The organism is Paenibacillus sp. FSL H8-0168 (genome assembly GCF_038592955.1).
Classification (GTDB): Bacteria; Bacillota; Bacilli; order Paenibacillales; family Paenibacillaceae; genus Paenibacillus; species Paenibacillus polymyxa_B.
The window spans coordinates 4,010,886-4,036,145 of the sequence record NZ_CP151948.1; the positions used below are offsets into that span (position 1 = coordinate 4,010,886).

Here is a 25,260-nt window from a genome sequence, read left to right on the forward strand (position 1 = left end):
CTAGTCTATTCCACCTGAAAACGATCCAGCTCCCGCTGCATCTCTTCGCGAATCTGACGAAGCTCTTTTACCTTCTCAGCCGATTCCTCAAATGAACGCTTCTGCTCCACCGTGGAAGCCGTAATCTCTTCACTGCCTGCGGCGGACTGCTGAGTGATTGCGCTGATATTTTCAATAGCTTGCTGCACCTGTACGCTCAGTTCTCGCGATACATTCATGTCCGTTGATAGCTTGCTGACTTGGCCGGCAATTTGCTGCACTTTGCCACTAATCTCTGTAAACGATTCTCCGGTTGAGGAGGTTGCCTTCTCCTGCTCACGGAACAGCTCCTGACTTTGCGCTACAGAAGTCTTCACCTTACCCATAGCCTGCGTGATACTGTCAACAGCAGTATAAATTTTCTTTACAGCAGACTCTGATTGATTCGCCAGCTTTTTCACTTCATTGGCAACAACAGCAAAACCTTTTCCTGCTTCACCTGCACGTGCAGCCTCAATAGAAGCATTCAAGGACAACAGCGATGTTTGGCTGGCAATTTCGGAGACATATCCAGTCATGGTTGTAATCTCGGCTGCATTAGCCTCCAGCTCCTTGACCGTCTGCTCCACTTCGGACATGGCTGAACGATTTTCTGCAACAATACGCAGTTGATCGCTCATGACCCGCGTACCCTGCTCAATGACACGCAAAGCATCCTCACTATACGCAGTCGATTGTGTGGTCTCCAGCAGATTCGATTCAAACTTCTGCTGCATCTCGTCCACAACGCCAACTGTCGACGACAGATCCTCAGCAATTTTCTGACTGCCTATTGCCAGTTCCTCTGTTGACGTGCTGACTTGTGTCACAATTTCCTTCATAGCCTCATTATGCTGATCAATATCCCGAGCCATCAGATCGACACGATTACCCGCCTGATCAATGGAGAGTACAATGCTGCGCAAGTTCCCGATCATCACCCGGAAAGATTCATTGAGCTCGTCCAGCTCATCGCGTCCCTTCGTTTGTGCGAGCTGCACTGTCAGATTCCCCTCAGCAATTTGCTTTGCGGCATCCGTTAACTTGCGTGTTCTAAGGGCAAGCTGCCTGGAGGTATATGTATTATATAGCCCAACCGCCACCAGAAGTATAACTGCACCTGCCAAGGCCAATTGCCATGTAAAACGAATGCTCTTGGTCAAATCTTCTGTGTATTGGTCATAACGTGCCTTGGTCAGCAGATCCAGCATAAATACATCGTTCTGAATCCCTTGGGCACGCATGGCCTCCCGCTTGGACTCCGGGCTGTTTTGGGTACTCATGGCTTTCTCCGTTGCTACTTTCAATTGGCTAAATTTTGTTTTAATCGTATTCAGTCGCTTTTGCTGCGCTTCGGTTTGCATCATACCCTGTGAAAGCAAAGCAATCGTCTTTTCAGACTGAGTCAGTTGATTTTGCACATCGGCTTTGTTGCTCTCCGTCATGGAAGCTGAATAATTTTGCAGTGCCTGCCCTGACTGAATCAAATAGGCATTGAGCTGCTGTACATTCAACATAGCCGGAACAAGATTACTGCTTTGCGAGTTAATACGAATTAATTCAAAAATGATATAAGCCACTAAAGCCAGGCAAGCGATCAGGGAAATCATCGCGTTCAGCACCAGTTTACCTTGCAGTTTCATCAGCATTCATCCTCCGTTTGCAAAAATTTATTGGGTGGGAACAGTAAGTGTGCCGGATTTGATTTTTTCCATTAAATCATCCATCACCTTTTGCTGATCCGGCTTCAGTGTCACGACACGAATAGGTGCCAGACCTATACCATCTTCCGCAAGACCAAACACCATGTCCTTCTCCGTAAATTTTCTTTGATGATCTGCAAAGCCTTTGACTACTGTATAAATTGCACTGTCTACATTTTTAATCATCGAGGTCACTACCGCTTTTTCCGCAATGAAAAACTGGTCGCTATCGACCCCGATGGCGAATTTTTGCTGCTTCTGTACTTCTTGTAGCGCACCCACGCCCGTAAGGCCTGCTGCTGCATAGATGACATCAATCTGATCCTGATTGATCATGTCATCTGCAATTTGCGTACCCAGCTCCGGCTTTCCAAAATCTCCTGCATACGTAGCGGTGACTTTGGCATTAGGCTCGACTGAGTGAACCCCTGCACTATATCCAATTTCAAACTTTTTCAGCAGAGGAGATTCCACGCCTCCGAGAAAGCCCACCTGTTCAGTGCGACTCGTTAAACCTGCGACAACTCCGGCCATAAAGCTACCTTCTTCTTCTTTAAAGGTGATAGAGGCCACATTCGGTAAATCTGATTTCTCATCCACGATTAAAAATTTACGGTCCGGATATTTTTTGGCAACGCTTTCCAGACTGTCCTTGACCATGTAACCCAATCCAACGATTAAATCAGCTTTTTCTTGAGCAAGCTGTTCAAAAGCCGCATCATACGTCTTGGTCTCCGTTATTTCTCGGTATTCAAAAACAATTTTCCCCTCATCCCGTGCTTTGACCAAACCTCGAAAAGCCGCGTCGCTGTAAGATTGGTCACCCAGACCAATATCTGACAGTACGATTCCCACCTTAATGGGCTGGACCTTGGTTTGTGCTACCGATTGCCCACATGCACATAGCAATAATGCAAAGATTGTGACAATGGGAATCCACCTAAAAGTTAACAATATAGCTCGCTTCTTCATGACATATCACCTCAGCATAATTTGGAAATCCCCAACATCTTTATATCGGTTATAAAAGCATATTTTTTCATAATAATTTCTGTAAATTCAGTTCTTCTATTTTATTATGAAAAAATAGAAGGGACTGACCACCAGGCTCGAATAACATCGCCTAACAATCAGTCCCCAATCTTATTTACTTTTACTCCATTTGGAAGCAATCACTTCGGTTTTACTTTCTATGAGATCCATGACTTCCTCGCGGTGTTTCGTCTTGAATAAATCAATCATGTCCATCAAGTCGTTGCGGTCTAATAATTTAACCCCGTTGACAGCAGCAAGTGTTTTACAGGATTCCGTATAACGGCCGGAGGTGATGACGAGGGACTTGTCAGCTGCATAATAACGCATAGAGGTATAGATCTCCTGCACTGCTCCCAAACCTACCGGATGTTGTACCCCATAACGTTTGGCCTGTATGACAACTCTGACGCCTTCACGGTCTGTAAAAACCAGATCCGCTCCAAAATCCCGGCTACTGGTTGTTTTATAGATATCCTTATAGCCAAGCGCGGATAATAACCGCTGCAAATAAAGCTCAAATTCCGACCCATCCTCCATACGATCTATATCCTGAATTCCAATTTTGCGCGGGTCCAGATCACGTAAAATCCGATTTCTGCGACCACGTACCAGTCCTCTGATGATGAGCGCAAACAACACTAAAAGTACAATGAGTCCTATTCCTAATTCCTTGTATGTCAATAATTTCTCTAGCAACATCCAACTCTCCCTTTTCTACCATAAGCGTAGCCGTATCATCCTTAACAGGGAACTCCCCTATGCACGCTGACTCCTGTATTACATCTCTCTTTATCACATAACAATAGCCCCGCCAGATTCGACGGGGCTATCTTCGTCTTGCCTCAAAGCTGTCTAAACTCCATACTCCGCATTATTATTCGCGATTCAGCAAAGATTCTCCGGCAATACCAGGCTGAGTCATTTGGTACGGGTCCAATATAATGTCCAGCTCCTCCTCGGTCAGTACATTGTACAGCAAGCACAGCTCGCGCACCGATTTCCCAGTCGTAATTGCTTCGCGAGCAATGCGTGATACCACCTCATATCCAAGGTGCGGATTAAGCGCTGTAATAATGCCTACACTGTTCTCTACATATTCACGACAACGCTCCACATTCGCTTCAATTCCTTCCACACAATGAATGCGGAAGACGTGGAAGCCCTGCTTCATAATTTCCAGCGATTGCAGTAGGTTGTACACCAGTACGGGTTCCATTACATTCAGCTCGAGCTGACCAGCCTCTGAAGCCAAGCAGATTGTATGATCATTACCAATGACCTGAAAAGCAATTTGGTTAATGACCTCACACATCACCGGATTTACCTTGCCCGGCATAATGGATGACCCTGGCTGGCGGGCAGGCAGACTCAGTTCCCCGAGACCCGCACGTGGTCCGGAAGCCATCAAACGGATGTCATTTGCCACCTTAGACATATTCATCATACAAATTTTCAAGGCGGCAGACACTTCAGTATAAGCATCCGTATTTTGTGTAGCATCTACAAGATTTTCGTCAGCTTCCACAGGGAAGCCACTGACGTCTGCCAGTACCTCTGCGACACGCTGAATATAACGACGGTCTGCGTTCAGGCCAGTACCCACCGCAGTTGCACCCATATTAATCGTTAGCAGGTGCTGCTTGGTCGCACGGACGCGTCCGATATCACGACCCAGCACACGCGCATAAGCCTGAAACTCCTGCCCTAATCGAATCGGCACTGCATCCTGCAAGTGAGTTCGCCCCATTTTAATCACACTATCAAACTCATTTGCCTTGCGGGAGAATGCTTCCTGAAGCTCACTCATGGTAGCTAACAGCTTATCAATCATACTTAATACAGCCAAGTGTACGGCTGTAGGAAAAGCATCGTTCGTCGATTGCGCCATATTAACATGATTATTAGGACTGATCTCCTGATAATCTCCGCGTTGCTTGCCAATCAGCTCCAGCGCGCGGTTCGCAATCACTTCATTTGTATTCATATTAATGGACGTGCCTGCGCCGCCTTGAATCGGATCGACGATGAAATGATCATGCAACTGTCCTTGTATAATCTCATCAGCAGCCTGAATAATGGCCTCTGCTTTGGGGCGGTGTAAACGGGTTAGTTCCATATTTACCGTCGCTGCTCCCTTTTTTACAATCGCCATGGCTTTAATCAACTCAGGGTGCAGTTTTTGGCCTGTAATTGGAAAATTTTCTTTTGCCCTCAACGTTTGTACACCATAATAGGCATCTGATGGCACTTCCTTGGTACCTAAAAAATCATGCTCCAACCTCATATTCTCTGATTCCTCCGCTGTGTTTGCTACGTTCTTCAATTCAGTACAGCCAAATTGACATAAAAAGACCTTCTCTGATCCCCCTCTTCATTATACGTTTCTATTCCCGTGCTTTTCCAGTTGAATAAACGCGGAAAAAGCTATGTAATCCTATGACAAGTTATGATTACCCGTATATACCACACTTATTCGGTAAATGCTCAGCTATGACTTGAATACGGATTTAACGGCTTATAATAATATCGAGTGGCATGAAGCTGACCATCGGCTGATTGAGCATACCCCGGAATAACACCAGCTTCTACGAACCCGATCGACTCGTATAGTCCATTGGAGGGATCACCCACCCGTGTATCTAGCACCAGTAACGTTCTATCCTGACTTAGTGCCTCTTCTTCCGCTGCCTTCATTAACTGTCGTGCGATCCCCAGTCTGCGTCCGGACGGATGCACCATAAGCTTTGCAATTTCCGCACGATGAATAGCGTTAGCTTTTTGCGCCAAATGCAGCTGGACCGTCCCTACAGGTACTCCGTCCTTCTCGGCAATCCACAGAACTACGCCGTCCTCAAGTACATTGTTCCAATAAGCTGTTGCTTCCTGATAACCTAATGGGGGTAAGAAACCTATAGATGCACCGTCTGCAACCACGTCGATTAACAGTCGACTTAGCGAATCTGCCAGGGCTTCGTTCAGAGCTTGAACAGGGTAGACTCTCATTTCGTTAGACATTGTGATTCCTCCCGATGAGTTCGATAACATACAATAAAGAAAGCAAACTATCTTTTTAGGATAGTTTACTTTCCATGATACTTCGTTTACTTCATCGTTCTCATTTCCATTACTGCTCTGCCATATAAAAGAACTCCCACAGATGACCATCCAAATCCTGAAAGCTCCATCCATACATAAAACCATGATCTTGAGGTTCGTTCGAGGGCTTGCCGCCCGCTTCCAAAGCCTTGTGGACGATCTCGTCTACCTTTTCTCGACTCTCCACCGATAAGGCAACAATTGCTTCTGTGCTTTTTGTGGCATCTGAAATTTCCTTTGTCGTGAACGCTTTAAAACGTTCTTCAACCAATAACATGACAAAAATATGCTCACTAACAACCATACAGGTTGCATGTTCATCAGTGAACTGAGCGCTGAATTCAAATCCGATGGTAGTGAAAAAATCAATGGACTGTTGCAGATTTTTAACTGGCAAATTCACAAAAATTTGTTTAGCTGTTACTCCCACGACATTTCACCTCTTCATTCGTCATTCATTCTACTTTATCATACTATCTCTCCACAAAAGATAACTTAACTATCGTATAAAGTCAATCAATCTGACATTTGTATAGTGAAGTTTCCTATTCCCAATGTAGCTTATCCAGTGTGCGAGATAATACAGCCGCAGCTTCTGCCCTCGTCACGGATGTAGCCGGGCCAAAACGGCCTTTCTCGTCTCCCTTCATAATACCTAGTCCAGACAAAGTCTTCACAGCCGGAGCTGCCCATGTAGAAATCTCCTGCGCATCCGATAATGATACGGATATACTTTCAATCACTTCTCCTGTATGTTCTTCTGTGTTCCCAGCGAAGCGCAAGGCTCTCTCTATGATCACAGCCAGTTCCTCCTTCGATACCGGTGTATCGGGACGGAAGCTTCCGTCAGCATACCCGTTGATCAGCCCGGCTGCTGCTGCGGTACGTACGGAATCCGCATACCACGATTCGGTTTGAACGTCGTCAAAGCTCGTCAGCGTGCGATCTGTACGCTCCAGTCCAAGCACACGAACCAGCATCGCTGCCAGTTCAGAGCGTCGCATCTGGCCTTCAGGCTCAAAATGCACGTTCGCTAAGTCCCTTTCACGAGTCGCACTAGCTGTAGAGGCTGTTGAATGGGTCCCCGTCACAAGCAGGCGAGTTGCCAACCGTGTAATGTCTTGCTGCGCCCAATGGCCGGATATATCCATGAACGTTCTGACTTCACCAGAAGCCCCGCCATCAAGCACAGCGTAAGTCCCTCCCGAACGTCCATACACGGTTATTTCCTCACCCGCAGCGTGAAAAGGAACAGGTTGATAGGACAGCTGTCCGGCTTGGTTGGTCGATACCTTCACTACAGCAAGCTGGTCTGCATCGCCCGTTGCAGGAACACGTAACAGATAACGTTCATACCCACTACCAGAATCTCCGTTACCTGCCAAAAGCTGTTTCCGTCCATCCTCGTTTCTCAGCTCAGCGGCGATATCCAAAGCCTGTAACAGTTTGCGCCCTGTCGGAACATCCAAGCGTTTAGCCAGTTCTTCGTTCGAAATGATGGAAAAATTCAAGGAAATTTGTTTTGCAGACACCTGCCAGGTATCAGCCAGTTTCTGAAGAGACAAACGACTTGTTGCTATCTCATATCCACCTTGTGGCGTTTCCACTCGAAGGGTACGAATACGGTCGTTCAAGACGGCTCCCAAAGCTTCCCCGCTTAAATGAACCTCGTACATCCTCGCTTCTACTTGCTCCCCTGCACGGATCACAAGCGTACCCTTCGCACCGTTTTGAATCGCCTTTTGTATTTCAGCAGCCGTTACTTGAGCAACTGCCTGTTTCAGTCCGTTTTGCTCCACTCCGCTCATTACAGACTTGACTTGCACCACATTTGTACCAGACAGGCTGCTTCCATCGGGCTCACTACTGGCAGTCTGACCCTGTCCATTTACCGTTCCATTCACGTTACCGCTACTGCCATTTCCAGTGTTACCGTTTCCCTCGTTATCCTGCTGATCCTCATCATCATCGTCATTTCGGCCACTCCCACCCTCTGTCGGTGGTTCTTCCGTTTTGCGCGGCACATCTATTTGCGCAACCAACGGATCATGATCACTGACCCGCCCGTCTGCCGCACTAAAGTCCGCATTCATATGAACGATATCCAGCACGGATGTTTTGCTCAGTGATGGGCTGACCAGCATATGATCCAATGTTTGCGAGTTACCTTCATAAATATAGGAGTACCGTTCCTTTTCATCCAAATGGTCAATCAGATTGGTCAATTCCTGCCCCCGTAGCAAAGCCAGCGTTTCCGAAAATTGAAAATCATTCAGGTCACCGAGCACCACCATATTGGCCTTAGGGTTTACTTGCAGTACCGACTTTACAAAGCCATTCACAATCGTTGCAATCTTCGCACGCTGTATTTCGCTGCTTCGCACAGGCGGCTGAATTCCTCCAAATGGCGCTTGATCGCCCCCTTTGGAATTAAAATGGTTAGCGACCACAATCACCTGCTGGCCTTCAAACTCAAATTCAGCGGCCAACGGCTTGCGCGAGTCTTCAAATGACGCATTCAGGGGATCAATCCGACCCGGGTTGAGAGAGAGTCCCTGCACTCCATAAGTGACAGACGTAACTGAATCCCCCTTGGGCTTGTCGGTCAGCGTAACACGTTGCGGATTGTACAAGAAGCCAACACGGATGTTGCCACCGGGGGCACCGCCATCCTTATTATTTTCAGGGCCAATATCTGTAAAATTGTATTCCGGGCCTCCATGAGCACGAATCGCCTCTATGAGCACACGGAAGCTTTCGGAAGCGTCTGTGGTGCCATCATCTTTCTCACCGTTATTATCCTGTACTTCCAACAATCCTACGATATCCGGATGATTCAAATTTACAGCGATAGCCTGCCCCAGCTGATCTATCCGTTTTCCATCACCGGGATCGAAGTTTTCCACATTAAAAGAAGCTACTGTCAGCTTACGATCATCGCGTCTCAAATGCGTATTGGCTGGCTGGAGGCCGCCAGGTACAACATCCGGCATACGCTCTGGCAGCAGCTTATAATTGCTAAAGCTATAGCTCACCACACCTGTGATAGGACCCGCAAAACGATCGCCTGTCTTCAACGATGTCGAAGGCTTCGCATCAATCAGAATCCGTTGCGGGTTCAGACTTCTTTCTGTCAGCATGAGTCCGCCTGCCTCCGTTACAACCTCACCTGTGTTTGGACCGTTATCAATTCGGACTGGAATTTCATAGCCATAAGGACCAATCACAGTGGCATCCTTCAACTCTACACGCATGCCTTCCAGGCTTTCGAAAAAGTCCAAGCCATCCTCCTGTGGATCAAACACCGTCATTCCGTCATGATCCACAACAGATGTCGGCATCACACGTCCCTGCTCACCTAGCAAAATTGGAGCTGGCAATGTACGGTCATTGGCAATTACCTTAACCAAAGAAGCCACAATTTCTGTTGTCGTGAGGTCGATTGGCTTACTTGCATATGTTCTTTCCGTGTATTCCTTCACCGAACCGCTAACCCTTACCTCATCCCCTACCTGCGCACCGTGACTAGGCTTGTACACTAAAATGGCCTCTGATGTTTTTTCATCCTGATCCACTTGATCATCCAACTCTTGGATATAGAAGCTGCTCCCCTTCACCATCGTGACAACGCCTTCAATATCCGCTACTTTTTGTCCTTCATATGGAGAACGGTGTGCTGCCCACTGTATATCGTGGATGCGAAGCTTTTTAGGAAAATAGACATCTGCATATACACTTGCCCCTACAGTTACAGGTGAAGGTTGCACCTCTTTTCCTGCAAAAGATGCAGGCTCTGCCGAAGCTTTTCCACTGGACAACCCTACCGGTCCTCCAGCTGAAAGCACCAGTATGACACTGAGCCATGTGATCCCGAACCTTTTTAATTTCGTGGGTAATATTTTTACTATGTATTCTTGTTTCATCAAAAGATACTCCCCTCCCCATTTTTACTATGATTACGCTTACAAATATATTCTTCTTTTAAGATACCATAAATTAGTCAATTTAGTACCTGAATTATGTAAAATGAATTCTTCTTGCCGTAGCATATTCAGATCAAATTATTGTAAACTTGTTCTAATACAGAAAAAGGTGGCACATACGCTATGGAGCATTTGCTTAACGATCAGGTTAAAAACATTCAAATCAGCGGCATCCGCAAAATCGCCAACAAAGTTGCCGCATTACCCGGGACCCTGTCATTAACGATCGGACAGCCGGATTTCCCTACCCCTGCGCATATTATGGAAGCTGCCCATCGGGCGATTAACGAAGGACGCACCTCCTATACACCTAATCCGGGACTGCCGGAATTAAGAGAAGCCGCAGCGGCGTTTGTAGCTCGTAAATACGGCCTGAATTACCGTGGACAGGATGAGGTTATCGTAACGAATGGAGCCAGTGAAGCGCTGGATATTACTTTACGCACGATTTTGTCACCCGGCGATGAAGTTGTTCTACCTGTCCCGATCTACCCAGGGTACGAGCCATTGATCCGTTTGTCAGGCGGCATTCCTGTGTTTGCCGATACCCGCAACAGCGGCTTCAAGCTCACGGCCGAGGTGCTGGAGCCTTATCTGACCGAACGGACAAAAGCAATCATTCTCGGATATCCTTCGAATCCAACCGGACGAGTGATGAGCCGTGAAGAACTGGAAGCGGTCGCGGATTTACTGAAGGAGCGCGATCTGTTTATCATTTCGGATGAAATATACAGTGAACTGATTTACGATACACCCCACGTGTCCATTGCAGCTCTACCAGGTATGCGGGAGCGTACCATCGTCATCAACGGTCTGTCCAAATCACATTCCATGACGGGATGGCGCATTGGTTTTACACTTGCACCCGCTGAAATTACACAGCACATGGTCAAAGTCCATCAGTACAACGTAACCTGTGCCAGCTCGATTAGCCAATATGCTGCCCTGGAAGCCTTGACCACTGGTGTCGATGATGCACTTCCGATGCGTGAGGAATACCGCAAGCGTCGTGATTATGTACATGGAAGGCTGACAGACATGGGTATCCCGCTGGAGAAACCCGAGGGAGCCTTTTACCTTTTCCCTTCCATCGCGCATTTTGGATTAAGCTCTATGGATTTTACCTTGAAGCTGCTGGAAGAGCATGGAGTGGCTGTCGTACCTGGAGATGCCTTTTCTTCCTATGGCGAAGGATACATTCGCTTGTCTTATGCTTACGGGCAGGATGTGCTGGAGCAAGGGTTGGATAAAATAGAGAGGTTTGTTAGGGGAATTGTGAGGAGTTAAGGTGGGAGAGGCGCTACGCAGTCCATTTGATCTTCCGATCGCTGTTGCTGGGGGATTCTTGGATTGGATAAAACATTTATAGGTAAGAATCCCTCAGCAAAGGCGAACGCTACCGCTTCTCCAGATTCAAATGGCCCGCTTCGCTCACTGCCCACCTTAAAGTCCCACAATTCTCTAACGTGTGTGTGGAGTATGGGAAAAGAAGTACAATACTCACCCGCCTCGCACGGTGAGTAAACATAAAAAAGGCCTCTGTGCCACCCGTACAGGTGGTTCAGAGGCCTTTTCGCTCTACTCCCACGGCTATCGGCGTAGGGATTCATGGGGGTGACTAGCTTTAAGCACGGCGTAGCGGAGGGGGCGGAATGGTGCTGGACAAGCGAAGCGGTCGCCTTTAAATTGAGATTTTCACCTTTAAATATTCAATCATAAAAATCGGAATTTAACAGCGATGGTAAGCACCATCCGCCACCGCAGCGACCTTTAAAGCACCAACCCCTAATCTCAACGCCACTCCCCTACTTTAAATGCATTTTGAATTGCAGGAACAATTCGTTGTAATGAGCGAGCATGCGCTTGCCCAGATTGTTGTACACTTCCAGCTTGTCTGTAATTTCGGACGGAGGGTAAAAACGCTCGTCGCCAGAGATATCTTCAGGCAACAACTTCTTTCCGTCCTCGTTGGGTGTGGAGTACCCTACAAACTCGGCATTTTGGGCGGCTACATCGGGCTGCATCATGAAATTGATGAACTTATGAGCCGCATCCACATGGGTAGCGGTTTTTGGAATAACTATATTGTCAAACCACAGGTTGGACCCTTCATCTGGCACGATGTAATCCAGCTTGTCGTTCTCATCCATGATTTCAGACGCATCACCGGACCATACAACTCCAGCAGCAGCTTCCTCGTTTGCCAGCAGCATTTTAATCTCGTCACCGACAACCGCTTTGACATTGGGTGCTAATTTCTCCAACTTCGTCAATGCCTGCTGCAAATGTGCCTCATTCGTATCGTTCAAGGAATAGTGAAGGCTGTTCAGTGACATCCCTACGACTTCCCTCGCACCATCAACCAACAGTAGATTATTACGCAGCTTTGGATTCCACAGACCGTTCCAGCTATGAAAATCAATGCCTTTCGTCAGCTCCGGGTTAAACACAATCCCGACTGTACCCCAAAAATACGGTACCGAGTATTCATTATTCGGGTCGAACGAAAGGTTTAGAAAATGAGAATCCACATGCTTCAAATTCGGCAGCTTGCTGTGGTCCAACGGGAGCAACAAGTGCTCCTGCTTCATTTTAGCCAAAGCATATTCCGAGGGAACCGCTACATCAAACGAAGTTCCTCCCTGCTCGATTTTCGTCAGCATCGCCTCATTGGAATCAAACGTCTGATAAATGACAGTAATCCCCGTCTCCTTCTGAAACCGTTCCAACAGCTCGGGGTCAATGTAGTCTCCCCAGTTGTACACCGTCAGTGTGTTGCCACCGGAGTAGCCTTGACTGGAATTCAACCATGCGGCCACCCCCATCAGCCCAAACGAGATGATGAAAATCGACAGAAACACGCGCACAAGTGACTTCATCTAGGCACCCCCATTTCTGCCGCAGGCTCTTTTTTACCATTACGATTCGCCTTGCGCATAATAAAGTAGTAACCCACCACCAGCAGCACAGTAAACAGGAAAATGAGCGTGGATAGCGCATTGATGGACAAGGAAACCCCTTGACGGGCACGTGAGTATATTTCCACTGATAAGGTCGAATAGCCACTGCCTGTCACAAAAAAGGTTACCGCAAAATCATCCAGCGAGTACGTTAACGCCATAAAGAAGCCCGCATAAATCCCTGGCTTGATAAAGGGTAGAATCACCTTGGTCAGCACATCCATTCGGCTGGCACCCAAATCACGCGCGGCATCGACCAGAGATGGACTCATTTCCTGCAACCGCGGCAAAATCATAATGACCGCAATCGGCACACTAAATGCAATATGGGATAATAAAACGGAGTAGAAACCCAGCTTAATCCCGACCATCGTGAACAAAATGAGGAAGGAAGCGCCAATAATGACGTCCGGGTTCACGATCAATACATTATTGAGCGATAGCAGCGTGTTTTTGACTCGACGGTTCTGCATCTGATGAATAGCCAGCGCCCCCATGATGCCAATAATCGTAGCCAACGCAGACGACAGCAAAGCAATCACCAAGGTGTTAATGACAATAATGATCAAGCGAGTGTCGGCAAACACCTCTTTGTAATATTGGAGTGTAAAACCTTCAAACTCATGCATCGTCCCGCCACTGTTGAAGGAATAGTACATCAAATACAAAATAGGTGCGTACAACACGAGAAAAACAATAACCAAATATATATTCCCAAATCGGTTTTTATTTACCATGCCGCACCCTCCGTTTCGTTCCCGAGGTGAGCAGCATAATGATCCCCATCGCCAAAATCAGGAACACGGCAACCGTAGAGCCCATACCCCAATCCTGAGTAACCAGAAAATGCTGCTCTATCGCCGTCCCCAGTGTAATCACACGGTTACCTGCAATCAGGCGGGTAATCATAAACAGCGATAACGCTGGAATAAACACAGCCATGCAACCGGATCGCACACCCGCAAGCGTTAACGGGAAAATAACCCTGCGAAACGCAGTCCACTTGGAGGCTCCCAAATCTCGGGCAGCGTCCAGCAATGAAGGGTTTAACCCTTCCAACGCGTTATAAATGGGCAAAATCATAAAAGGCACAAAAATATAAACCGACACAAACACAAAGCTGGAGCTGGTAAACAATAATTGCTGACCTCCCAACCCAACCATACCTAACACCGTATTCACCGGACCATAGGTTCCGAAAATCCCGATAAAAGCATACGTTTTGAGTAGCAAGTTAATCCAGGTCGGCAAAATAATGAGCAACAGCCACAGCTGCTTATGCTTGGTGCGTGTGAGCAAATATGCTGCCGGGTAAGCAACTAACAGTGAAAATACTGTGATCAGAAATGCATACCAAAACGAACTAAGCGTCATGCTCAAATAAACAGGTGTCAGAAACTGAGCATAGTTGTTGAAGGTGAGATGACCATCCACATCAAATAGTGAATAGTAAAACACAAGTACAACTGGAGCCGCCACAAACAGCACAATCCATAAATAGTAAGGCAGCAGATACGCTGCTCTCGTATTACCGGACATGCTGATCCACCTCTTCATAGGCTTCCAGACGCCGATCAAATTCTTCTTCTGTTTCCCCAAACCGCATCACATGGATCGCTTCCGGGTCAAATCGCAGACCGATTTCACTGCCCAGCTCCGCCTTTTTGGTAGAATGCACGAGCCACTCCTGACCCGAATCATCATAGCAGCTTATTTCATAGTGAACACCACGGAACAATTGGGTATCTACCTTCACACGCAGCTTGCCTTCAGCAACATTCGTAATCTCCAAGTCCTCCGGCCGGATCACAATTTCAATGGGTTCGTTCGGACGTAATCCTCCGTCGACACACTCAAACTGTCGACCGTTAAATTCCACTTGATAATCTGCAATCATCCGTCCTGGGACAATGTTAGATTCGCCGATGAAATCAGCAACAAACCGATTGATCGGCTCATCATAAATATCATTAGGCGTACCACTCTGCTCAATCTTACCTTTGTTCATAACAAAAATTTCGTCCGACATGGCCAGTGCTTCCTCCTGATCATGCGTAACGAAAATAAAAGTAATTCCAAGGCGCTGCTGCATTTCGCGCAAAATGTACTGCATTTCTGTACGAAGCTTTAAATCCAGTGCAGACAACGGTTCATCCAACAAGAGAACATCAGGCTCATTGACGATAGCCCGTGCGATGGCTACACGCTGACGCTGTCCCCCGGACATCTCAGAAATTTCTCGCTCACCGTAGCCTTCCAGATTGACAAAGGACAACGCCTGTGTCACCTTCTCCTGAATGTCCTTTTTGTTCATCTTTTTGATGCGCAGACCAAAGGCTACATTTTCAAACACATTCAGATGGGGAAATAGCGCATAATCTTGAAAAACCGTATTAACCTGCCGCTCATTGGCTGGAACACGATTAATGAGTTTTCCATTTAAATAAATAGAGCCTTCTGTCGGCTCTGCAAAACCTGCAATCATACGCAGAATCGTCGTTTTACCACAGCCGGAAGGCCCCAGCAGTGTATAAAATTTACCACGCTCAATCTCAAAGCTGACGTCCGCCAGCACTGGGGGATCGTTGTCATATTGCTTGGTCACCCGTTCAAATCGGATGATGGTTTGCTCTCCCATAACACCCTCCTTCAAAAAATTCGACTTCATTCCATTTCATTCTTTTCATTAAACCTATTTATTCAGGGCGTATCATTTACCCTTGAGACTTCCAGGTAAAATAGTCTGTCAGCACACGAATGGCTACACCAATCGCTTCCTCCGCAGGCTCCAGCTTGGCATGATGCAAACCATAAGGCGTATCAACACCAAGCCAGAACATCAGACCGGGAATTCGCTCCAGAAAATACCCGAAGTCTTCTCCGGTCATCGCTTCTCCGCATTCAATAAGCTGCACATCTTGCCGATTACGGACCCAGTTCATGAATTCCTGGGTTACCTGAGCTTCATTGTACACTTGCAAATAATTGGAGCCATAATGAATCTCGGCATGACATTCAAATCCAGCCTCCACACCGCGCACTAGTGCTTCAATCCGTGATTTAACCAGCTTCATCGTATCGGCTGACAACGTTCGGATCGTACCCTCCAAACGGGCGGTTTCCGCGATAATATTTTGCTTCGTGCCTCCGCTAACCTTACCCACGGTAATGACCGCTGCATCGAGTGGATTCACATTACGGGCTACAACCGTCTGTAATTGTCCCACCAGCTGACAAGCAGCCACTACCATATCATTCGCCTTGTGTGGATACGCAGCATGCCCCCCCATACCCTTCAGGTCGATGAAAAGCTCCGACGTATTGGCAAATAGGATGCCCGGGCGAGTCGCAATTGTGCCAACAGGATATTCGGGCGCAACATGCAGTGCGACAATTTCATCGGGTATCCAGTCTGCCAGCTCCGTGCTGTCCCGCATAGGCAAGGCTCCGCCCGGCCCTTCCTCAGCAGGTTGAAACAGCACAACCAGGTCATCCTTAATCGGATGGCTTGCAAAGTGAGTAACTATTCCCAATCCAATCGTCATATGTAAATCGTGTCCACAAGCATGCATATAGCCGGGATGGGTCGAACGAAAATCGTACCCTGTCTCTTCTTCAATCGGCAAACCGTCCATATCACAACGATATCCATAGCGGCGTTCAGGAGCCGTTCCATGAATGAACACTAACACGCCCGTACGCCATGTACGAATGTCCAACCGCTCCTGAGGGAGCGTTTCCAAATAATCCAGCAAATATTGTTGTGTTTTGTATTCCTCAAAACCCGGTTCGGGAATTTGGTGTAAATCCCTTCGTATTTGGACAAAAGAACGATAGTCGACCGTACTCATTGCTACTACGCCTCCTCTTTATAGCTCATCAGCTCTATCTGGCAAAAGAACAAAAGGACAAAAGCCCGGCGCAGCCGCCGAGCCTTGTCCGTTGTGCTTCGTCCCTAAGTTAGGCTGTCAGTGCATCATGCTTCTGACAAGGAATCGTTCACCTTTGGTACATTAAAAAACTTTTGCCTTCTTACAGAACGCGCAGTTCTTTCAAAATCTCAGTTTTAGATTTGGTCTTATCGTCGACCTGTTTGATCACACGTGCAGGTGTACCCGCCACTACGGAGTATTCAGGCACATCTTCAGTTACGACAGCTCCGGCTGCAACAACTGCACCTTTACCAATTCGCACGCCTTCCAATACAACCGAGTTTGCACCGATCAATACATCGTCTTCTACTACAACTGGCTGTGCAGATGGTGGTTCAATGACACCCGCCAGGACAACGCCTGCACCGATGTGACACATGTTACCTACTTTAACACGACCGCCCAGCACAGCATTCATATCAATCATCGTGCCTTCACCAATCGTAACGCCGATGTTAATCACTGCACCCATCATGATGACTGCGTTGTTACCGATGCCAACCATATCACGAATATATGCGCCTGGCTCAATGCGGGCATTGATGCCTTTCAGATCGAGCATAGGAACAGCAGAGTTACGGCGGTCATTTTCCACCACATAGTCTTCTTCTTTAGCGTTTACGCTATCCAGTACAGGCTTGATATCAGCCCAATCCCCAAATACAACACCACTGTCTCCAGAAATAAAAGCTTGAACATTCTCGCCAAAAGATGCGGAAGCCAAGGCTCCTTTTACATATACTTTAACAGGCGTCTTTTTCTTGCTGTTTTTAATCACGTTGATGACTTCTTGTGTATTCATTTCGATGGACATAGTAAATCTAACAACTCCTTCATCGCTTCATACGACTTCGCAAGCCGGAATGATCTTATTCTCTCATCCTTTATAGCACAAAAGTGCAGGTCTCGCAATTATAGATTAGACCCTTATAGCTCTAACCTAGCCCTTAAAATAACAATTTCCAGCGGCATGACTGCCTTAAATTCATAATTGTAAGCCGCCGAGCCATCCCACATCAAAGTAGGGTTATTTATTAGCTTGCAGGCTCTCCAGCGATGTATAAATGAAGGATTCGAATCCTTCAGCAGGTTCACCTTGTGGAATGTTCACTTTCACGATGAAACCGCCTGTTTTATTTTCTACAACAATATATTGTTGTGTCATCTTCGAACTGCTCGCTTGTAAGAACAGACGGCTACTGGATAATGCTTCAGGTATGGCTGCTTTGTCCAGCTTTTGCACCTTACCGAAGGAAGCTAGATCCTTCTCGCCTTCTTTTTGAAGCTCGTCCAGATTAAAATCGGAGGGCAGCTTCGTAATTTCAGCATAATAGTTATCATCTACAGCCAAGGCAACACGGTTTTGATCGGGAAACAGGGACATTGGATCAAACACATACAGTGAATATCCCTCTCCTTTTGCCAACGTTGCTGTCTGCTTTTCCTTTTTCCCTTCAAGGGTAAGCTCAAAAGTTTGAGTTTTCGAGCGTTCTCCGCCTACTGCTTGACCAGAACTTCCGTTTTGATTGCCATCTGTTGCAGCTTCTGTTTTTTGTATTTTCGTTAAAGTCAGTTGCTTCGCCGTCGCGTCGCCCTCTACTGCTTTTTCGTTGTATTCAAACGCCACTGTATCGCCTTCTTTAAGTCCAGCTATTACCGTGTCCAGTCCCTCCCCCAATTGGAAGGATTGGGCTTCGCCATTGGTTTCAATCTCTACCGTATGCGGGTCAGCAGCTCCATTGTATACACCTGTGCCTTTTTTAACCTCTGGCTCAGCGATTGGCTCCGGTTTAACTTGCGGCTGCTGTTGCGTTTGCGGTTGGTCTGACCCTTGAGGTGCGGTGTTATTGGTTTGCGGTTTCGTTCCACAGGCTGACAGAGCCAGCACTGCCACTACAGTCAGTAGTATGATTGAAAATGTGTTTTGTTTTTTCATAAAATCCACCTCCACTATGATAGACGAGCTTGTGCAGCAAAAGTTCTACGCAGCATCTCACTTAAAACCCTACCTCCTGCTCCCGTTTATTATATTCTCAGGATTTTGCAAAATCCTAATACCACGGGAATGTCAGGTACGGTATAATGGGCTGTATTAAACCCAATTTTCGAGATACCGCTTGGAAGGAACATAAACGTATTTATTTTCCTCCATACGGATGGAGCTGCCACATGAATCAAGCACACAAACCGTCGTTTTCCTTTGAATTATTGTACATCATAGGTATTATCGCTATTTCGTTCTCCTCGATCTTCGTAAGATGGTCTGAAGCCGAGGTGTCCGTCATCGCTATGTACCGTTTGTACCTAACCAATCTGATCATGCTGCCTTTGGTCTGGAAGTACCGCACTGAGCTGTTTAGCCTGACCCGCAAGCAGTGGATGCTGATCCTCTGGTCCGGTATTGCGCTGGGGCTGCATTTTTTGCTCTGGATGGGCTCACTGCGACTGACCACCGTTGCAAGCTCTACCGTTATTATGACATTGGAGCCGATCCTTGTCATGCTCGGTTCTTTTTTGTTTTTCCGGACGGGCACGAATCGCGCTATGCTCATCGGAATGGGTATGGCTTTTATCGGCTCACTGGCCATCGGAGCTGGAGACTTCAATGTCTCGGGACAAGCCCTGCTCGGGGACGCACTGTCCTTCTTGGGTATGGTAGCCGTGTCCATCCATATGCTGATGGGCAAGCATCTGCGCGAGCATTTGAGCGCGTTTGTGTATAATTTTTGGGTTTTCGCCATCGCAGCCACCTCACTTGCGCTGTATAATGTGGTCAATGCCATTCCTTTTACCGGATACGCTCCACGGGAATGGGGACTGTTCCTGCTGCTTGCCATTGTGCCTACGCTGTTCGGACATTACCTGTTTAACTGGCTACTCAAATACATTAACGCCACCGCGGTGTCGATGGCGGTACTCGGCGAACCCGTTATTTCTTCCCTGCTAGCTTGGGTGCTGCTCGGGGAAAGGTTGTCTACTTTACAATTTGGTGCAGGCTTTTTCATCCTGTTCGGGGTATGGATTTTTATCCGATACGGAGCGGATTTTAAAAAGAAAGTCATCCACCAAAGTGAGTTGCCCGACACTGAGCATCCCCTGAAGGCCAGCTCTTAACTTATTTACCCCATTTTCATAAACCATACTCAACGGATTAAATTTACTGTTAAATAAAGGAAGGCGGAATCCTCTATGAAATCCATCGTATCCAAACGCTGGCTGCTGGCCCGATTGTATGAGCCGGACATGATCATTGCTGACTGCCGTTCCCTGCTCGGACAAGCCGGGGCTGGACGGACTCAATTTAATGAAGACCATATTCCAGGGGCGGTTCACTTCGATTTGGAAGAAGACCTTACTGCTCCTCTTGGTGAGCATGGGGGTCGCCATCCATTACCTGATGTGGATACACTTGCCGCACGTCTGAGTCGTGTCGGGATCAACGCAGGTTCACGCATCGTCGCTTATGATGACCAAGGCGGTATGATGGCTTCCCGCTTCTGGTGGCTCCTGCGCTACCTCGGGCATGAGCAGGTGTACGTACTGGAAGAAGGCTACAGTGCCTGGAAGGAAGCAAAATTCCCCGTTACGGCAGATCAGCCGATTCGCATTCCCTCGACCTTTGTGGCAAATGTTCGGCCACAAATGCTCACAAGTATGCAAGAGGTGCACCGTGTATCCAAAGATTCGCTTCCTGGTGGCTCTTCCATATTGATTGATTCGAGAGAGCGGCCGCGCTACCTGGGACTGGAAGAGCCCATAGATCAAGCTGCGGGGCATATCCCAGGTGCGGTGAATTTCTTTTGGAAAGAGGTCTTGGACGAAAAAGGTAGCTTTAAAAATGAGGAACAATTGCAGCAGCACTTTGCCGACCTTGATCCAAGCGCAGAAATTATCGTGTATTGCGGTTCCGGCGTATCCGCCTGTCCCAATGTACTCGCCTTGAATGAAGCTGGATTTAGCAAGGTCCGTTTATATCCGGGAAGCTGGAGCGACTGGATCAGTTATGAGGAGAATCCGGTGGCGACCGGGGAGGAATAAAAAGTTTTCAACGGATATACAGGTTCTAAAGACAAATACACTGTCCTAGCGATTAGGCTTACGGCAGTGTATTTGTCTTTGTTTAAAAGCACAAAAAAATCCACTTGAGATAAGTGAAGCAATACAACGATGTAGTTGAAGTTGCTTGCTTTTTTGAATAGCTATCCAATCTTTTGAACAAATATATATCTTAATTCATACTCTTTCTGTTGTTTTTCTGCATATATCAGAGTTTCTCTTATGGAACCCGTTTCTAATATATTCAAACCATTAAAATGTTCTTTTAAATCTTCTTCAGTAAAGAAGTGAGCATATTTCCCTTTCTTGTATTCATATGTTCCTTCCTCAATTTCCCTACCCACACCATTATTAAAATCACAATCAGAAAAACATGTGAAATACATTACTCCCAATTCCTTCAAATGCTTCACGCAATTCTGTATCAGTTTTTTTCGATCTTCTAACAAAAATAAATGCAATAAATCATAACAATATATTCCATCATACTTTTGGCATGTACTAAACTCTAATACCGATTCTTGAATAAAATTCGTTTTTAAGTCCCATTCTTTTGCTAGATCTATAGCTGAACTAGATATCTCAATTCCATCAACCTGAAAATAAGAAGAGAACGCCTTCGTATTTCTTCCATATCCAGCACCAGGAACCAAAATATCATGTACATTATTCTTTTTGAACAAATCTATAGCTTGGGTTACAGTTTGACTTGGTTCACAACCCCAAATCATCCCTTCTTCAGTAAATCTTTTGTTCCAATAATCCCCCATATGATTCACCCGCCTATATACTCACATAGCTTTTCTTTTAAGTTCATCAATCTGTCTGATATGATGTTGATCATGCCAGATAAAATCTCTTAAATATGATATTACAGTAAACTTCCCGTCAGCATATTCTTTAGTAAACTTGTCGTCTTCAAAACTCTCTATACTCTCCAATATCATGTTACGGTACTGAATAGTTATTTTAATTAATTCTTCTTTCGTTTTTGTTTTTCCATATTCAATAGCATCCTGATTAAATTGTTCAAAATCCATATGTGTTAATGTCAAAGGTTTATTGTTCAATATGGGACTTATTGCTGCTTCAAAAAAGTATTTATCCCACAGTAGTATATGACTTACGATATCCTGAACTGACCATTTACCTTCAGCAATCGTTATTTGCCAATCCATTTCACGAATCTCAGAAACAAAACGGATCCATTCTTTGAACTCCTCTAGTAACCGTGACTTCTCATTCATGGTATCACGCTCCTTTTTTCAAATTGCAATTATTTAGGATAACGTTTTTGTATTCACGCTCCCCCAAAGGGGTTGTCTGCTGAAAATCCTTTTTCGAGACTCCTTCTCGCAGACCTAGGCTCCGTAAGGAGATGCAGTTGAATATTAAGTATAGGATATCCACCACATTTTTTTGAGCTACTAACATCTTCTAATCCCACATAACTCACCTGATAAATAAGACGAATGTTCTGTCCTAACCAAACCAGAAAATCACTCTTACATCTTCAGCATTCCCTAATTTCAATAATTTTGGATTTGTTTCATTGATGAAGTTCGAACATGTATTCATAATATTTCTGTATTCCATAAATTGATCACAATAATAATTTTCATCCCATTTAAAATTAATTAAATCCTTCAATAATAGCCAACTGTGGTCATAAAAATCATCTTTATCCTCGAATGCAACTTCACTCAATTCAGGGGAAATATCCACTGGAAGACCTCTTGGCAAAGATATAAACTTTAGATTATGATCATTCCTAGTATTCGATAGAATACTAAATAAATCATAGTTTCTATCCCCACTGTAAAATTCATAAGGATCACTTGGTTTCAATTTAGAAGTCTTGTGTTCTGGATACAGATAGTAATAAGGGTTAACAGTCCACTTATCTACACTTAACCAAGTAGCAGTATCTATTATTTTTTGCTTACTCTTTTTAATTTCTCTCCAAGTACTATCAATCTGCTCATATTCTTCTCTGAAGTACCTTTTCTCTACAAAAAAACAAATATCTGTACCCATATAACCTCCCATAGTATTTTTTGCATATACCCTACTTTTAAAATCTCTGTACTGTACCAAATGAAATCTTCATATTGGGCGCATATACTAACCAAGATTCAACACTGAATCTTTTAGAAAATGTTGCTTCTGCTTCATATTGTTTTTGAGCTTCCATTTCGTTTAATCCTCTAGATAATAAAACGTTGATCACTTTTGAAACATCATTAGGTTCTTGTCCCAAGCCTTCTTCTTTCAAAGAACTATAAAGCACGTTTTTACTTTCCATGTCCATGTTTTGATCAAGAAAGTTCACCTTATCGCTAACCCTACATCCTACATTTCTTAAGCCTAATTGGCTTAGCATGATCGGTATTTGTATGCCTATATTTCCGTCCTTACTCGTACGCTTATGATCTCTCTCATATAATTCCTGTAAAATACCTAACTGGATGACATTGCTTTGTTCAATTCCATCTAGATAATAATTCGCCGTATTACCAATCCAATGTGGTTCAAAACAGATAACCATTCCGTTATCCTGAACACAATCAATCATCTTCTGTAGAATGCTCTTTGGATTAGGCATATGTAATAAAAAAGCATGACTGACTGCTATGTCATACTCCTTTTCTAATTCCACGTCTTCAATATCACACAATATAAACTCAGTATCATAAGAGAGTTTTGAAAATGTTTTATTGGCTTGCTTAATTAATTCCATGCCTTTGTCAATGCCAGTATATGTTGATCCATTTGGTAGCAATGGAAGAAGCTTTAGTCCTAAATATCCAAAACCGCATCCATAATCTATGATCTTTACAGGTTTATTTATCTTCCAAACCTTTTGTATAAGAAATTCCAAGTAATCATCGTTATAATACAACCAGCGGGTATTTCTTAGATAATCAATTTTATTGTCCCAATAATATTCAGACATAAAAGATTCTCCTTGTTATTTAGTTTGGCGATTTCAGCTAACGTTTCTGTATTCATACCCCCGAAAGGATTAAGGTGCTTCAGCAACGAGTCGAATACTTAGCCTTGCAAGGTTGATCGCCTGATCCCCTTCCCAGCTCATACCTCCGGACGACCCAAGGGCGATAGGCTCGCAGCGTGAATACTGTGATATCTACTTACGTCGCTTCTTTGAATAACTAATTCCTAATAGCTAAAATCTAAATACTTACAAAATGTAATTCTTTAAAATATCTAGTTCGTCTTTCAAATTAGTTTCTATTTTTTCAATCCAATCATTTGGATTTCTAATTTTAGTTGGAAAGCTGCTCTTATTCTCAAGATAATATTTCAATTGAAGATAACTACTAATCGGAAAATCTTGAGCATACCATTGTTTTCTATATCCTAAAATTCCATGATCCTTTAGTAATACTTCCATTGATTGTACAACCTCTGATATGAATTCATTAAAGTTACATTCTTCACTGAACTCTAATTTCCCTGGGTGTGTCTTTATCCCATCTTCATAGACAGTTATATTAACTTGCACTATTTCTTGTGATTTCTTTACAATTTTCCAGTTATGTATAGCTGGTTCCGAATCCCAATCAAAGTTAACAATACTTTTAACTTCATCCGCAGGTGTACATTCAGGCAACAACACTTCAATTGCTCTTACTAAGTCAATTAATGGCTCAGAGAGATAGCTTGGAGAAATATAAATTTCCGAATTTTCAATTCGAAGATGTACATCTGCCCAACCAATATTACTTAGTGTATAAGTAAATTTCATGTATATTCTCCTTTACAATATTACCGTTATTTCGGCTAACGTTTGTGTATTCACGAACATGCGAACCTTAAGGCTCTGTAGAAGCTATCCGCTACGTGGTTAAGTTCTCAGACGGTCCACTGAATTCGCTTCTTGGGTCGCATCTAGTGGACCAAGGAAGCGAAAGTGGCCACAGTGTGAATTACGATGTTAGGTGGAATGCACTGAAATACTCACATAATTAATTCAATTTTCCCTTTAGGGCTCTACTCGAACTAATACCTCTTCCATAGTCATTTCTGGAGTTATAATTATCGTTTTGTTTAGGTTCCGACTTAAATCTTTTAGGAAGTTCATGAGTACATCTATTTTTTTCTCTGAGTCTATCTGTATTGGTGAAATATCAAATTCAATAACGCTTCCTTCATAAAAATGCCCACAAATATCAATTTCACTATATTCAATAGTTATCCCAATACTTGCTTCTTTTTTTATTCTTAACAATTCAGCAATATCCCTAATTCTAGTTATTAGCCCATCTATAGTCACTCGATAATTAATTCTATTACTTTCCAAATGATCAAAAATTAGAGCCCATACTTGGATGTCTGTATCCAATATATAAATGTCCCTTAGACTTCCATCTTTAAAGAATACTTCATTCATTAGTTCATAATAATTCATGCAAACCTCCTAACACTCCGTATTTCACCTAACGTTCTTATATCT

Annotated in this window: 23 protein-coding genes; 3 read left to right on the forward strand and 20 right to left on the reverse strand. The window is 44.9% G+C overall.

Annotation, left to right across the window (positions count from 1 at the left end; genetic code table 11):
* Positions 1-5: 5 nt before the first annotated feature.
* From MHI21_RS17650 to MHI21_RS17680, 7 genes are all read right to left on the reverse strand, one after another.
* On the reverse strand, positions 6-1,661 hold the full coding sequence (locus MHI21_RS17650; protein WP_341163564.1) for a methyl-accepting chemotaxis protein: 1,656 nt from the start codon (positions 1,659-1,661) through the stop codon (positions 6-8).
* A gap of 27 nt (positions 1,662-1,688) precedes the next feature.
* Positions 1,689-2,693, reverse strand: coding sequence for a BMP family ABC transporter substrate-binding protein (locus tag MHI21_RS17655; protein WP_342418611.1), 1,005 nt, complete (start codon positions 2,691-2,693; stop codon positions 1,689-1,691).
* 171 nt (positions 2,694-2,864) lie between these two features.
* On the reverse strand, positions 2,865-3,455 hold the full coding sequence (locus MHI21_RS17660) for a restriction endonuclease (protein WP_342418612.1): 591 nt from the start codon (positions 3,453-3,455) through the stop codon (positions 2,865-2,867).
* Positions 3,456-3,630: 175 nt separating this feature from the next.
* Entirely contained in the window at positions 3,631-5,040 is a 1,410-nt protein-coding gene (gene aspA / locus MHI21_RS17665; protein WP_103049539.1) for an aspartate ammonia-lyase, read from the reverse strand.
* Positions 5,041-5,240: 200 nt separating this feature from the next.
* Positions 5,241-5,771 carry a GNAT family N-acetyltransferase gene (locus MHI21_RS17670; RefSeq protein ID WP_342418613.1) on the reverse strand — a complete coding sequence of 177 codons (531 nt, stop codon included), beginning with the start codon at positions 5,769-5,771 and terminating at the stop codon, positions 5,241-5,243.
* A gap of 109 nt (positions 5,772-5,880) precedes the next feature.
* Positions 5,881-6,282, reverse strand: a complete 402-nt coding sequence (locus MHI21_RS17675) for a VOC family protein (protein ID WP_023989581.1) — start codon at positions 6,280-6,282, stop codon at positions 5,881-5,883.
* A 115-nt stretch (positions 6,283-6,397) separates the two neighbouring features.
* Positions 6,398-9,775: an S-layer homology domain-containing protein gene (locus tag MHI21_RS17680; RefSeq protein ID WP_342420221.1), complete on the reverse strand. Its 3,378-nt coding sequence runs from the start codon at positions 9,773-9,775 to the stop codon at positions 6,398-6,400.
* A gap of 183 nt (positions 9,776-9,958) precedes the next feature.
* Between MHI21_RS17680 and MHI21_RS17685 the strand changes: the two genes are divergently transcribed.
* Positions 9,959-11,122, forward strand: a complete 1,164-nt coding sequence (locus MHI21_RS17685; protein WP_342418614.1) for an aminotransferase A — start codon at positions 9,959-9,961, stop codon at positions 11,120-11,122.
* Between the two features lie 518 nt (positions 11,123-11,640).
* Here the strand turns inward: MHI21_RS17685 and MHI21_RS17690 are convergent.
* From MHI21_RS17690 to MHI21_RS17720, 7 genes are all read right to left on the reverse strand, one after another.
* Positions 11,641-12,714, reverse strand: a complete 1,074-nt coding sequence (locus MHI21_RS17690; RefSeq protein ID WP_342418615.1) for an ABC transporter substrate-binding protein — start codon at positions 12,712-12,714, stop codon at positions 11,641-11,643.
* Entirely contained in the window at positions 12,711-13,532 is an 822-nt protein-coding gene (locus MHI21_RS17695; RefSeq protein ID WP_013311255.1) for an ABC transporter permease, read from the reverse strand. The genes MHI21_RS17690 and MHI21_RS17695 overlap by 4 nt, the downstream gene beginning before the upstream one ends.
* Positions 13,522-14,334, reverse strand: a complete 813-nt coding sequence (locus MHI21_RS17700) for an ABC transporter permease (protein ID WP_165178529.1) — start codon at positions 14,332-14,334, stop codon at positions 13,522-13,524. The genes MHI21_RS17695 and MHI21_RS17700 overlap by 11 nt, the downstream gene beginning before the upstream one ends.
* Positions 14,324-15,433: an ABC transporter ATP-binding protein gene (locus MHI21_RS17705; protein ID WP_025720927.1), complete on the reverse strand. Its 1,110-nt coding sequence runs from the start codon at positions 15,431-15,433 to the stop codon at positions 14,324-14,326. Before MHI21_RS17705 ends, MHI21_RS17700 begins: the two co-directional genes overlap by 11 nt.
* Positions 15,434-15,509: 76 nt before the next feature.
* On the reverse strand, positions 15,510-16,646 hold the full coding sequence (locus MHI21_RS17710) for an N-acetyldiaminopimelate deacetylase (protein WP_250260836.1): 1,137 nt from the start codon (positions 16,644-16,646) through the stop codon (positions 15,510-15,512).
* Between the two features lie 181 nt (positions 16,647-16,827).
* Positions 16,828-17,541, reverse strand: a complete 714-nt coding sequence (gene dapD, locus MHI21_RS17715) for a 2,3,4,5-tetrahydropyridine-2,6-dicarboxylate N-acetyltransferase (protein WP_342418616.1) — start codon at positions 17,539-17,541, stop codon at positions 16,828-16,830.
* Positions 17,542-17,754: 213 nt separating this feature from the next.
* A complete protein-coding gene (locus MHI21_RS17720; RefSeq protein ID WP_342418617.1) occupies positions 17,755-18,663 on the reverse strand; it encodes a hypothetical protein in 909 nt (302 codons plus the stop codon).
* A gap of 233 nt (positions 18,664-18,896) precedes the next feature.
* Between MHI21_RS17720 and MHI21_RS17725 the strand changes: the two genes are divergently transcribed.
* Positions 18,897-19,841 (forward strand): DMT family transporter, encoded by a 945-nt coding sequence (locus MHI21_RS17725; protein ID WP_342418618.1) that lies wholly within the window; start codon positions 18,897-18,899, stop codon positions 19,839-19,841.
* 75 nt (positions 19,842-19,916) lie between these two features.
* Positions 19,917-20,765, forward strand: coding sequence for a sulfurtransferase (locus tag MHI21_RS17730; RefSeq protein WP_342418619.1), 849 nt, complete (start codon positions 19,917-19,919; stop codon positions 20,763-20,765).
* Positions 20,766-20,926: 161 nt separating this feature from the next.
* Here MHI21_RS17730 and MHI21_RS17735 read toward each other — a convergent pair whose 3' ends face one another.
* From MHI21_RS17735 to MHI21_RS17760, 6 genes are all read right to left on the reverse strand, one after another.
* Positions 20,927-21,553 (reverse strand): class I SAM-dependent methyltransferase, encoded by a 627-nt coding sequence (locus MHI21_RS17735; protein ID WP_209943017.1) that lies wholly within the window; start codon positions 21,551-21,553, stop codon positions 20,927-20,929.
* Positions 21,554-21,574: 21 nt separating this feature from the next.
* Complete coding sequence (locus tag MHI21_RS17740; protein ID WP_220029926.1) at positions 21,575-22,030, reverse strand: DinB family protein; 456 nt, start codon at positions 22,028-22,030, stop codon at positions 21,575-21,577.
* A gap of 235 nt (positions 22,031-22,265) precedes the next feature.
* Complete coding sequence (locus MHI21_RS17745) at positions 22,266-22,820, reverse strand: hypothetical protein (RefSeq protein WP_342418620.1); 555 nt, start codon at positions 22,818-22,820, stop codon at positions 22,266-22,268.
* 37 nt (positions 22,821-22,857) lie between these two features.
* Positions 22,858-23,739, reverse strand: coding sequence for a class I SAM-dependent methyltransferase (locus MHI21_RS17750; protein WP_342418621.1), 882 nt, complete (start codon positions 23,737-23,739; stop codon positions 22,858-22,860).
* Positions 23,740-23,985: 246 nt separating this feature from the next.
* Complete coding sequence (locus tag MHI21_RS17755) at positions 23,986-24,552, reverse strand: hypothetical protein (RefSeq protein ID WP_342418622.1); 567 nt, start codon at positions 24,550-24,552, stop codon at positions 23,986-23,988.
* Between the two features lie 237 nt (positions 24,553-24,789).
* Positions 24,790-25,215: a protein export chaperone secb gene (locus MHI21_RS17760; RefSeq protein ID WP_336077613.1), complete on the reverse strand. Its 426-nt coding sequence runs from the start codon at positions 25,213-25,215 to the stop codon at positions 24,790-24,792.
* Positions 25,216-25,260: the final 45 nt, after the last annotated feature.